This window comes from Paenibacillus sp. F024 (assembly GCF_057814255.1).
Genome location: NZ_JBVASZ010000030.1, coordinates 33507 through 45791, shown reverse-complemented (window position 1 = coordinate 45791; position 12285 = coordinate 33507). Strand labels below are relative to the sequence as shown.

The window sequence follows — 12285 nt, the reverse complement described above, 5'->3', positions numbered from 1 at the left end:
CGAAAGGGCTGAGAAGTTTGCTTTCTCGTTATTTAGAGCTTTGTTAACCTTTTGGAACCGCCGTATGCGGACCCGCATGTACGGTGGTGTGAGAGGTCGGGGGCTAGGCGCCCCCTCCTACTCGATTCCCGATCGGCGGTTCTAAACCTCGGACGACCCCCATAGGTTTATAGTAACAGATTTTGGTTGGTCAAAGCGACGAGGAGGGGGACGTGCCGTGGTAGAAATGCCGGGGAAGGTGAAGCGCCAGGAGATCAGAATGCTCAATCGCAAGCTGCTGGAGGTATCCGGAGTGCTCAATGTAGAGAGCTTCGATAGCGAGGAATTTTTGCTGGAGACCGAGTGCGGGTATCTGATGATCAAGGGGCAAAATTTACATATCAAAAATTTAAGTCTCGAGCAGGGCCTGGTCGCGATTGAAGGGTATGTAAACGAGCTGGCGTATGTGGATACAAACTCCCAGGGCAAAACCAAGGGATTTTTCGGTAAGCTGTTTAAGTGACGCTGCAGATTCAATTTGTAACGCTGGGCATGATGTCTGCAGGAGGGCTCGCCTTGGGCGCGCTGTTCGACCTGTACCGGGTACTTGCTGGCCAGCTGAAAGTACCCTCTTGGCTGAAAGCCGTTCTGGATCTCCTGTATTGGTTCATCGGCACGCTGGTTGTGTTCCGGCTTCTTTATGAAAGCAATTGGGGCGAGGTTCGCCCGTTTATTTTTATTGGCCTTGGCATCGGCGTCATTTTTTATTTTTTGGTGTTTAGCCGTTCGGTGATTTGGGTAATTCGGGTTATCATCCGGATGGTGCTGGCTGCTATGCGCATCGGCAAGCAGCTGATCCAGCTGTTTATGATTAAACCTGTGATCGGATTGTATCGTCTTTTGATGATCTTTTTAGGATTTTTGCTCGCGGTGACTATTTTCCTTTATAAAACTGTGATACAATTATGTTATCCTGTGTGGAAATTGCTGCTGTGGCTGGTAAGGCCGCTTGGTCAGTGGATTCGCGCAAGGATTCTCCTTCCCGCATGGATGAAGCAAATCATGACAACTGTCGCAGCTTGGCTGAAAAAATTCAGATAAGATTCGGCTCTTATCGCAACCTGGGAGGATTCAAGGTTCATGCAGGCAACTTCTAAAGCAAACCATAGTGAGCCGCAAAACAAGGGCTCGTACCGCCGACGCCGCTTCGTGATGCTGGTGCTAGCTTGCTTTTTGTGTTGGGCCGGCATTACCCTGTGGGACCAGGTCGGCAAAATCGGCGACCGTAAAGAAAAATTAAGCGCTCTTGAGCAGAAGCAAGCGGAAACGCAGCAGATCAATGACAGCCTACAGCGTGAAATCGCAAGGCTCAACGACCCGGAGTACGTAGAGCAAAAAATTCGTAAAGAACTGCATTATGTAAAGCAAGGAGAAACATTATTTTATACCCCGAAGCCGCCACAGAAATAACCCAAGCAAATGATGGTCTAAGCCTTGTGTTGACCGTATTTTCTCCATAAGTTATAATCTGCATAGCTTCATTATTGTATTGTTTTGCACTGCTAACTATTTAAGGGAGGATCAGTTTACTTTATGGCAATTGAAGTGGGCAGCAAGCTGCAAGGAAAAGTAACAGGCATTACTCACTTTGGGGCGTTCGTCGAGCTTTCCGAGGGGGTTACCGGCCTTGTTCACATCTCGGAGATTGCGGACAACTATGTCAAGGATGTCAACGATCATCTCAAGCTGAACGATATCGTGACCGTGAAAGTGATTAATGTCGACAAAGACGGCAAAATCGGTTTATCCATCAAGCAAGCGGTGGATCGTCCGGTAGATGCTGCTCCGCCGACGAGACCCGCTCGTTTCGATAGACAGGGAGGCGACCGCGGAGGCTTCAACCGGGGAGACCGTGGGGATCGTGGAGGCCGTGGTGGTAAACCTCCCGCAAACAGACTTTCCTTTGAAGATAAAATGGCCCGCTTCCTGAAAGACAGCGAGGACCGCATTTCTTCTCTCAAGAAGAACACCGAGGGTAAGCGAGGCGGCCGCGGCGCGCGTCGGGACTAAGCGGGAAACGATATGACGAAGCTGTTCGGCTGACCTAGTTCGGACGGCTTTTTGCATTTCTGAGAGATTTCGCCGAGCGGACTTGACAAGCCCTTCTCCGGTATTATATACTCATGCTTGTTGCGGCGGCGTAGCTCAGCTGGCTAGAGCGTACGGTTCATACCCGTAAGGTCGGGGGTTCGATCCCCTCCGCCGCTATAAGAGCATCAGATCCGGCTCCACGGAAGTTGTGGGGCCGGATCTTTTTTTGGTTCGCTTTTTCCAATATTTGTCGCATCTTCCATGATGATCTCCCCGAATCGACAGGTTGTCACGCAAAGAGTGCTTGTCCGCGACGAACAAGAAGGGGAACAGGTATCGGTTTCTATTTTCACTGGATATTAAAAACGTTGAAGAATGCAGTGGGGACAGCGCTTTCACCGGATTCGCGGACGAACTTCTTTTTGTCGGAAAAAACTTTGGTTCGGCCAACTCATTCTGACAAACTTTCCACAGTGCACCACGTATACTAGGAACCACTAATAGTTTATGGGTGGTGTAATTATAATATGCACAAAAGTCAAATGTATTCCAAGATGGGAACGGTATGGTCGGGTTGGGTACAACGTAAGAGAAGGTCCGCTTCAAGCTTCTTCGTAGAAAACAGACTGGTCCAGTCGCTAGTCGCCAAGAGATGGTCCATTCTGCTGCTTGTGATGGCGTTCCTGCTGGGCCGGGCCATGATCTTGGAGCAGCTGGCGCCCTTTGCCGTCGCCTTCTTTGCCGTGATGTATTTCTTGAGGGGGGAGCTGCTCTTTTGGACCGGACTGTTCCTGATCGGAGGCAGCCTGTTTTCTCTGGAGCCTATGAACGCCGGCTATATTGCAGCTTCCATGCTGGTGTTTTTTCTCATTCAAAGAGGAGTGGAACGGTTCGAGCGTTCGGACATATCGTACGCACCCGTCATCGTGTTTGCCGCCACCTTCTTTGTACAGCTGTTTTCACACCTCGCTTCCGCCGGTCTCTCGTGGTATGCCTTAATGATGATCTGTATTGAATCGACGCTCAGCTTGATTTTGACTCATATTTTCCTGCAGGCCATACCCGTGTTTACCCTAACCAGAAAAAATTACAGTCTGAAAAATGAAGAGGTGATTTGTCTTATTATCCTGCTTGCCTCCGTCATGACGGGGACGGTGGGGTGGTTCATTGGCGAGGTAACACTGGAGCATGTGATGTCGCGGTATTTGATCCTCCTGTTCGCCCTTGTCGGTGGAGCCCCATTAGGGGCATCTGTGGGAGTGATCGCCGGACTCATTCTTAGCTTGGCCAGCTCCAGCGCGATCTACCAGATGAGCTTGCTCGCTTTTGCCGGAATGCTGGCGGGCTTGCTCCGGGAAGGCGGAAGGATGGCTGTGGCGCTGGGCATGCTGCTTGGGTCCTCCATCTTGTCCGTTTACCTCGGAACTCAATCCCAGGTGCTAAGCTCTACCTGGGAATCCGTGGCTGCGTTGGTGCTGTTCCTGCTCACCCCCAAGGGAATCCTTCAGACCCTTGCCAAATATGTGCCCGGCACCCAGGAGAATTTGAAATCCCAGCATGATTATGCCCGCAGGGTTCGCGATGTAACGGCAAACCGTGTTGAACAGTTCTCGGAAGTGTTCCGTCAGCTTTCGCGCAGCTTCAAGCAAATTACGGTGGATGTACAGCCGATGCGCAGAGAAGAAGAGGTTGGGCACTTCATGAATTCGGTGGCCGAAAAAACGTGTGCAGCTTGCTGGAAGCGGCAGCAGTGCTGGGATGACAAATTTTATCAGACTTATAAATATATGACCGATATGATGACGGAAGTGGAGCTGCGCGAAAGCATGACGCGTAAAGATCTTTTACCCGAATGGAAAAAGCAGTGCATCAAGCCGGATCAGGTACTCGAGGTGATGAAGCAGCAGTATGGCAAATACAAGAATGACCAGCATTGGAAAAAGCAAATCATCGACAGCCGCCAGCTAGTTGCCGAGCAGCTATCGGGTGTTTCTCAGGTCATGGAAGATTTGGCGAAGGAGATCAAGCGGGAAGGACAAGAGCTCTTCATGCAGGAGGAGCAAATTCGCAGCGCATTGGAGGAGCTGGGCTTGTCCATTCACAGCATCGATGTCATCAGTCTGGATGAAGGGAATGTAGAAATTGAAATCATCCATCAGTATACGAAAGGATTTGATGAATGCCGTAAAATTATTGCGCCTCTGCTTTCGGATATTCTTGGGGAAAACATTGCGGTGAAAAATGAGCAATCGCTTGAGCGAAAGGAGGGTTACAGTACCGTTTTATTCGGGTCAGCGAAGGAATATGAGGTGGAGACAGGAATCGCCGGAGCGGCGAAAGGAGGAGATTTGCTGTCCGGAGACAGCTTTAGCACGGTGGAGTTAGGCAACGGCAAATTTGCGGTAGCGCTTAGTGACGGCATGGGTAATGGCGAAAGGGCGCGGGCGGAGAGCAGTACGGCGCTCTCGATTTTGCAGCAGCTGCTGCAATCCGGCATGGACGAGAAGCTGGCGGTCAAATCGCTCAATTCGATTCTGATGCTGCGCTCGTCAGATGAGGTCTTCGCGACAGTGGATGTGGCTCTGATCGATCAGTACAGCGCGAATACGACCTTTATGAAAATCGGCTCGACGCCAAGCTTTATCAAAAGGGGGAATGAGGTCATTACCGTGACGGCGAATAATTTGCCTGTAGGCATTGTACAGGATATGGACATTGATCTTGTGAGCGTGCCTTTGAAGCATGGGGATATTTTGATTATGGTAACCGACGGCATCTACGATGCGCCGGGCCACGCCGTCAATAAAGAATTGTGGATGAAGCGCATGCTCTCGGAAATCGAAGCCGACAGCCCCCAAGATTTCGCGGACATTTTGCTCGAGCGCGTGGTAAGATATCATCATGGAGAAATCTATGATGATATGACGGTAGTCGTGGCGCGAGTCGACAAGTTCCGGCCGGAATGGGCCACCTTCCGCTGGCCCGGGATTCAGCGCATCGAGCGTCCGAAGACCGTGAGCTAATCCATTCATTTTGTTTAAGGGACATCCGTTCATTCGATAGGGCAGATGAGTATGCCCCTGAACGGATGCCCCTTTTTGTCCGAGATCCGAGTTTAGAATCCTCCCTTCTGGAAATGATATGTAATAGAGTAGAAGGGAGGATAGGAAGATGAAGCAGATTATTCTTATCACGGATGGCTGCTCGAACGTTGGGATCAGTCCGGCCGCAGCAGCGGCCCGTGCCAAGGCCGAGGGCATTGTGGTTCATGTGGTTGGTGTGCTGCATGCCGGTGATGCAGACGATTCGGCCGAGGCGGAAATCGCGGAAATCGCCAGGGCAGGCGGCGGAATGAGCCGCATAGTCCAGCCTTCACAGCTGTCCCCGACGGTTCAAATGATGACGCGCAAGACGGTTGCACAAACGATCCAGCAGGTTGTCGGTCGGGAGCTTCGCAGCATATTGGGACATGCGAGGCTTGATTTGCTTCCCCCGGATCAGCGTTCGGAGGTCGTCCGGGTCATCGACGATTTGTCGGAAACGGTTAGCTTGAAGGTGGCGCTGTTGATCGATACAAGCGCCAGTATGAAGCCCAAGCTGCAGGCGGTCAAAGATGCGATCGCAGATCTTCAGCTCAGCTTGCAGTCCCGGATGGGCGTAAGCCGTCTAGCCGTCTTTCATTTTCCGGGAAACATATCGGGAGATCAAGAGATTGAGATGGACCTTGATTGGACCAGCGAGCTTGCAAATCTGAATCGATTGTTTTATAAATTAAACATGAAGGGGACGACACCCACAGGTCCGGCTTTGCTGAAGGTAGTTCAATTTATGACTCAAGAAGCCGATGATAACAAAGAGGACGCAGCTTATACAGCCGGCAGCCTCTCGATTACAAGCGGCACTGTTATACCAAGCAAGGAAGGGATATTCCGTGACTACGTCGTTTGATCCCGCAATCCCTGTGGGAGCCTGGATTCAGGGCAAGTGGAACAAAAACAGATACCGGGTGGAGCGATTGCTTGGCGAAGGGGCCAACGGCAAGGTGTTTCTCGTGAGCCGGCGCAAGCGGTTTTATGCGCTTAAAGTTGGTTTTGACCCGGCAGACCATCAATCGGAAGTAAATGCGCTCAAGGCGTTATCGAAGTCTTCGACTTCCTTTCAGGATATGCTTGTTGAAGCGGACGATTTTTCACAGGGGGGCGTCGATTATCCCTTCTGTGTGATGCGATATATAAAAGGAAAGTCTCTATCCGACTTTATTAAACAATACGGAACCGATTGGATTCCTCTGATCGGACTGCATTTGCTCCGTAAGCTATCGGAGCTCCATGCCAGCGGCTTTGTCTTCGGAGATTTGAAGGCGGAGAACATGATCATTACCGGATACGGAGAAGTCGAGCTGATCGATTTCGGAGGGGTAACGGCCAAAGGCCGGTCGGTTAAACAGTTTACGGAGGTGTATGACCGCGGGTTTTGGAACGGGGGAACGCGATCGGCCGATGATGGCTATGATTTGTTCTCGTTTGCGGTGCTGCTGCTTCAAGTGACCGACCGGGAGAAAAAGTTTCAACGTGCGGCATCCATCTTGCCGCAAAACCGGAGTATCGAATGGCTGCTTGAGCTTTTGAAGGAGCGCGGGCAGCTGGCATCGGCAGCTCCTATGCTTCGCAAGGCGCTTACGGGACGGTATGGCAGCTCAAAACAGATGCTGGCCGACTGGCGGGCCCGCAGTCTGGGGAGCATGACCGTCCGTAAAAAGCCGATAAAGGACGATTGGATTAAGCTTTGCTTCGCCGCCTCATTAATTATTTTCGGTACGACCGTTTATTTGGTTTGGCCGTAGGGGCAGAACGCTGGAAAGCGGGTAATGAAAAGAAACGGGCTTTGGGGAAGCGAGAGGGACATGGGGATGGATACGGCACAATCATTATCCGCCAGAGTAGAGCGGTGCATACAAGACGAAATGCTGATCAAACCGGGGGACGGGGTAGTCGTAGCGGTATCGGGAGGACCTGATTCCGTGGCACTGCTTCATCTCCTGTTTGCGTTGTCCCATCGTTATGGCTGGAAGCTTGTCGCAGCCCATGTGAACCATGGTTTTCGGGGCTCTGAATCCGAAAGGGAGGCGGAGCTCGTAAGTGAACTGGCACAGCGGCTGGGCATTCCTTTGGCCTCCGCCTTCATCGACATGCCTCGCTATATTGAAGAAACGGGGATGAACCCGCAAGCGGCTGCTAGAGAGAAACGCTACGCTTTCTTGCTGGAGACGGCTGTCCGCCATCAGGCCCGTCGTATCGCCCTGGCACACCATGCGGACGATCAGGCGGAAACGGTCTTAATGCGTATACTGCGCGGGACAGGCCCCTCCGGATTGGCGGGCATTCCCATGAAGCGTAAAGAAAAAAATGATGTGGAACTTATTCGCCCTTTCCTGCGTATATACAAATCAGAGCTTCTGCACTATTGTTCCGAGCAAGGCTTATCCTACTGCACTGACAGCAGCAATTTGCAGACCAAATATTTCCGCAATCAAGTCCGGTTGGATGTGCTTCCTTTTCTTTCCCGGTATAATGATCAGCTTCCTTCCGCTTTAAACCGGTTGGCTGAAATGATGACCGGAGAGGACGACTATTTGGAAGCGGAAGCCCGGAGGCTTTGTACGTCCCATGTCTCCCGGGAAAACGATTCCTGGGTTTGGAGTGCGAAGTGGTTTGAAGGGGTACATGTTGCTTTACAAAGGCGATTGATTAAACTAATATTAAGTTATCTTGCTTCCGATTCGGAATCCATCGATTTCCTAAAAATCGAGCAGATTCGGATAGCCGCGCTTCGTAAGCAGCCAGCCAATTTCAGGCGGGTCATCGGACAGAACATTACGTTCAGCAGGGAATATGATCGAATTGCCGTACATACGATGATGTTATCACCTTCACCTTATGTCTACGAGGTCAAGAAGAACCAGCCGGAGCTGCTGATTCCTGAGACGGGGGTTCGAGCGGAGTTCCGGTGGCTTAAAGGGACAACGGAAAAGCCGGAGACGGGAAATCCGTACTCGGCTTGCTTCGATGCGGATGAACTGGCCTTCCCTGTCATTTTTCGAAGCCGCCATCCCGGGGACCGGATGCGCCCCTTGGGACTAAAAGGCTCGAAAAAGGTAAAGGATATGTTCATTGACGGCAAACTGCCGTTGAGTTTGAGGGAGAAGCTCCCGATTGTAACGGATGCCAAAGGACGCATGATTTGGCTTCCCGGAGTTCGGCGGTCGGGTCATGCGTTGGCCGGCGAAGGGACGAAGAGTGTGGTACATATGAAGCTGGACATTGATTTCATTTAAGAAGTAGGAGGATCTCTTTTGCAAAATGACGTTCAAGAAGTACTATACTCCGAGCAGCAAATTCAAGACAAAGTGAAGGAAATGGGCGAGCTGATCAGCCGCGATTTCGAGGGTCGCGATCCTTTGGTCATCTGCGTGCTCAAGGGTGCGTTCATTTTTATGGCCGATTTGGTAAAAAAGATTTCGATACCGCTGGAAATCGATTTTATGGCCGTTTCCAGCTATGGAGCCTCAACCAAATCGTCGGGTGTAGTCAAAATCATCAAGGATCTCGACATCTCTGTAGAAGGTCGTCACGTATTAATCGTTGAGGATATTATCGACAGCGGGCTGACGTTAAGCTATCTGATCGATGTGCTCGAAAGACGCAATGCGAAATCAATCACCGTCGCCGCTTTATTTGATAAGCCTGCGCGTAGAACAGTCGATTTGGATGCAGACTATAAAGGCTTCGTCATCCCGGATGCCTTCGTAGTGGGCTATGGTCTGGACTATGACGAAAAGTACCGCAATTTGCCGTATGTAGGCATATTGAAGCCGGAAGTGTACTCCCATTAGCATTTCTTGAGATGCCAAGACTTGCTGTGGTACAATATACAAAGTTGCCGTTTGCCTGAGAGGAGGTAGGGAATGAATCGCATTATACGCAATACAGGCTTTTATCTGCTCATTTTTTTGGTTACCGTCGGAATCGTTCATTTTATCAGCACGCAGAATGAGCAACAAGACATTATCAGCTACGATCAGCTCCGACAAACCTTAACGGAAAAGAATGTCGAATCGATCATCGTCAAGTACGATGCTCAAACGTATTTAGTTCGGGGGACATATAAAAATGCGCCATCGTCGAATAATAAAAATTTCGAATCCCGTGCGCCGTATGACCCGCAAATCTTTCGTTTGATTGAGACCAGCGACATTCCCCCGGGGAACGTTTACATCGAGAGAATGGAAGGGGACAATGTTTGGATTAGTTTCCTCACCTCCATCATTCCGTTCGTGATCATCTTCATTCTGTTCTTCTTCTTGCTGAATCAGGCCCAAGGTGGCGGTGGCAAGGTGATGAACTTCGGTAAGAGCAAAGCGAGGCTCTATAATGAAGAGAAGAAACGTGTCACCTTCGAGGACGTCGCCGGAGCCGACGAAGAGAAGCAAGAACTGGTTGAAGTCGTGGAATTTCTGAAGGACCCCCGCAAATTTGCGGCAGTGGGTGCCCGTATTCCGAAAGGGGTTCTTTTAAACGGACCTCCAGGTACAGGTAAGACGCTGCTTGCCAGAGCTGTAGCCGGTGAAGCCGGTGTGCCGTTCTTTAGCATCAGCGGTTCCGATTTCGTCGAAATGTTCGTCGGTGTCGGTGCATCCCGCGTACGCGATTTGTTCGAGAATGCTAAAAAGAACGCCCCTTGTATTATTTTTATAGATGAGATCGATGCCGTAGGTCGTCAGCGCGGAGCCGGATTGGGCGGCGGCCATGACGAACGCGAGCAGACGCTCAATCAGCTTTTGGTTGAGATGGATGGGTTTGGCGCGAACGAAGGGATTATTATCGTCGCTGCTACGAACCGTCCGGATATTCTTGATCCGGCACTTCTTCGTCCGGGCCGTTTTGACCGCCAAATTACAGTGGACCGTCCGGATGTGAAAGGCCGTGAAGCCGTTCTTAAGGTACACGCCCGCAATAAACCGCTGAATAAAGACGTGAAGCTGGATCAATTGTCCCGCTATACGACTGGATTCACCGGTGCGGATCTCGAGAATTTGCTTAATGAGGCAGCGCTGATTGCAGCCCGCCGCAACCGCAAGGACATCTCGATGTCCGAGATCGAAGAAGCCTTCGACCGCGTAATCGTCGGAACTCAAAAGAAGAGCCGGATTATCAGCGAGCGGGAGAAGAAAATGGTCGCTTACCACGAAGCGGGCCATACGATTGTTGGTCTTCATGTGGAAAATGCCGATGTAGTTCATAAGGTTACGATCATTCCTCGCGGCCGCGCAGGCGGTTACGTCATGATGCTGCCGAAGGAAGGCGAAGACAAAATGATGCAGACGAAGTCCGAGCTGCTCGATAAAGTCACCGGACTTCTGGCAGGCCGAGTATCCGAGGAGCTGTTTATCGGAGAAATCGGAACGGGTGCCTATAGCGATTTCCAACGGGCCACCGGCATTATTCGCCGTATGATTACGGAATTCGGGATGAGCGATAAGCTTGGTCCGATGCAGTTCGGTACATCGCAGGGCCAGGTGTTCTTGGGCCGTGATTTCGGGCATGAGCAGAACTATAGTGATGCGATTGCTTATGAAATTGACCAAGAAATGCAATCGATGATCCGGGCTTGCTATGAACGGGCCAAAGAAATTTTGACCCAATACCAAGACCAGGTTCGTCTGGTTGCGGAAACCTTGATCGAGAGAGAAACGCTCGAGAAGGAACAAATCAAAGAGCTGATCGAGAAAGGTTCGCTGCCGCCATTGGAGAAGGACAATTCCTCTGAAACCAAATCGGAGGAAGTGAAAGTGAACATCCAAAGCCAGCCTCCGCAGGAAAGTAAAGATAATAAATCGGAATTGGACAAAATGTATTCCAATGACGAAGAGGAAGATAAAAATAAAGATAAATAAGGATTCGGTTAAACCGGTGCTTGGTAAAGGCATCGGTTTTCTTTCTTTTAAGGACTGAAGCTGGCAGCATTAGGCATAAGTGGACATATGGTCCGGTATGGAGGAAGAGGCTTTTCGGGTTTGTACAATTTCCGGTCTTTTTATGGCGATATAAGCATTGACATAGCCCTGCCAGTTGTGTAAATTATGTTTAAATCTTTATAAGCTTTGTGAACATTTTCACCAGGCTGCTCCAGTCGAGGAAGGGCATTTTCGTCGCGGCTGAGGGGGCTAAGAAAAGGATGGTGCCTAAGTGGAAGCATTAGCATTGGAGCGAAAAGCGGAGCAGCAGCGTGAACTGAAGGAACGTATCGCTCAGTTGAAAAAAGAACGTAATGCCATAATTCTTGCTCATTATTATCAACGGGACGAAATTCAGGAAGTCGCTGATTTTCGGGGGGATTCTTTCTTGTTGGCGCAGAAGGCGGCAACCACCGACGCTGAAGTCATTGTCTTTTGCGGCGTCCATTTTATGGGGGAAAGTGCAAAAATTTTGGCTCCGAACAAGACCGTACTTATTCCTGATGAACGGGCCGGCTGTCCGATGGCGGACATGGTCAATGTTAATGGTCTTCGGGAGTTGAAGAAAAAGCATCCCAATGCCAAGGTCGTTGCGTACATTAATACGTCGGCCGATGTTAAAGCAGAAACGGATATTTGCTGTACATCAGCCAATGCCATTAAGGTCATCAACTCGGTTGATTCCGAAGAAATCATCTGGGTTCCCGATAAAAATTTAGGGGACTACGTTTCCAAATTTACAGACAAAAAGATGATTATCTGGGAAGGCTACTGCAACACCCATGACATGCTGACCGTCAAAGATGTAGAGGAAATGAAAGCCCAATATCCGAATGCGCAATTCGTGGTTCATCCGGAATGTCGTCCGGAGGTTGTCAAGCTTGGGGATTTTGTCGGCAGCACTACGGCGATCATTAAGTACTGCAAGGAATCCGACTGCCAGGAATTTATTGTAGGCACGGAAGATGGAACCGGTTACCAGCTGCGGCTGGACAGCCCGGACAAGAAGTTTCATTTTGCCACAAAGTACCTGGTTTGTCCTAATATGAAAGTGAACAATTTGAAAAAAGTGGTCAAATGTCTGGAGACGAACAGTCCCCAAATTTATGTGCCTCAGCACGTGGCCGATCAGGCTAAAGCATCCTTGGAGCGCATGCTGCAGGTCAAGTAGCATGCGCTACTTCACTTCTCGAACGGGTGGG

At 50.3% G+C, this 12285-nt stretch carries 11 protein-coding genes and 1 tRNA gene; all 12 read left to right on the top strand.

Going from position 1 to position 12285, the window contains the following annotated elements; genetic code table 11:
• Positions 1-226 precede the first annotated feature (226 nt).
• The 12 genes from yabP to nadA all read left to right on the top strand — a co-directional run bounded on the left by yabP (position 227) and on the right by nadA (position 12254).
• The gene (yabP, locus tag ACZYR9_RS22300) at positions 227-502 is read left to right on the top strand and encodes a sporulation protein YabP (RefSeq protein ID WP_488980640.1); all 276 of its coding nucleotides are present in this window, start codon (positions 227-229) and stop codon (positions 500-502) included.
• A complete protein-coding gene (yabQ, locus tag ACZYR9_RS22295; RefSeq protein ID WP_488980637.1) occupies positions 499-1080 on the top strand; it encodes a spore cortex biosynthesis protein YabQ in 582 nt (193 codons plus the stop codon). Before yabP ends, yabQ begins: the two co-directional genes overlap by 4 nt.
• Before the next feature lie 39 nt (positions 1081-1119).
• Complete coding sequence (locus ACZYR9_RS22290) at positions 1120-1449, top strand: FtsB family cell division protein (RefSeq protein WP_488980636.1); 330 nt, start codon at positions 1120-1122, stop codon at positions 1447-1449.
• 123 nt (positions 1450-1572) lie between these two features.
• Complete coding sequence (locus tag ACZYR9_RS22285; protein ID WP_488980635.1) at positions 1573-2049, top strand: S1 domain-containing RNA-binding protein; 477 nt, start codon at positions 1573-1575, stop codon at positions 2047-2049.
• 124 nt (positions 2050-2173) lie between these two features.
• Positions 2174-2247: transfer RNA gene (locus ACZYR9_RS22280), tRNA-Met, on the top strand.
• Between the two features lie 350 nt (positions 2248-2597).
• Complete coding sequence (gene spoIIE / locus ACZYR9_RS22275) at positions 2598-5093, top strand: stage II sporulation protein E (protein WP_488980634.1); 2496 nt, start codon at positions 2598-2600, stop codon at positions 5091-5093.
• 148 nt (positions 5094-5241) lie between these two features.
• Complete coding sequence (locus ACZYR9_RS22270) at positions 5242-6018, top strand: vWA domain-containing protein (RefSeq protein ID WP_488980633.1); 777 nt, start codon at positions 5242-5244, stop codon at positions 6016-6018.
• The gene (locus tag ACZYR9_RS22265; protein ID WP_488980632.1) at positions 6002-6913 is read left to right on the top strand and encodes a serine/threonine protein kinase; all 912 of its coding nucleotides are present in this window, start codon (positions 6002-6004) and stop codon (positions 6911-6913) included. The genes ACZYR9_RS22270 and ACZYR9_RS22265 overlap by 17 nt, the downstream gene beginning before the upstream one ends.
• 60 nt (positions 6914-6973) lie before the next feature.
• Positions 6974-8404, top strand: coding sequence for a tRNA lysidine(34) synthetase TilS (gene tilS, locus ACZYR9_RS22260; protein WP_488980639.1), 1431 nt, complete (start codon positions 6974-6976; stop codon positions 8402-8404).
• Between the two features lie 18 nt (positions 8405-8422).
• A complete protein-coding gene (hpt, locus tag ACZYR9_RS22255; protein ID WP_488980631.1) occupies positions 8423-8962 on the top strand; it encodes a hypoxanthine phosphoribosyltransferase in 540 nt (179 codons plus the stop codon).
• A gap of 72 nt (positions 8963-9034) precedes the next feature.
• The gene (gene ftsH / locus ACZYR9_RS22250; protein WP_488980630.1) at positions 9035-11023 is read left to right on the top strand and encodes an ATP-dependent zinc metalloprotease FtsH; all 1989 of its coding nucleotides are present in this window, start codon (positions 9035-9037) and stop codon (positions 11021-11023) included.
• Positions 11024-11315: 292 nt separating this feature from the next.
• Complete coding sequence (gene nadA / locus ACZYR9_RS22245) at positions 11316-12254, top strand: quinolinate synthase NadA (protein ID WP_488980629.1); 939 nt, start codon at positions 11316-11318, stop codon at positions 12252-12254.
• The last annotated feature ends 31 nt before the right edge of the window (positions 12255-12285 follow it).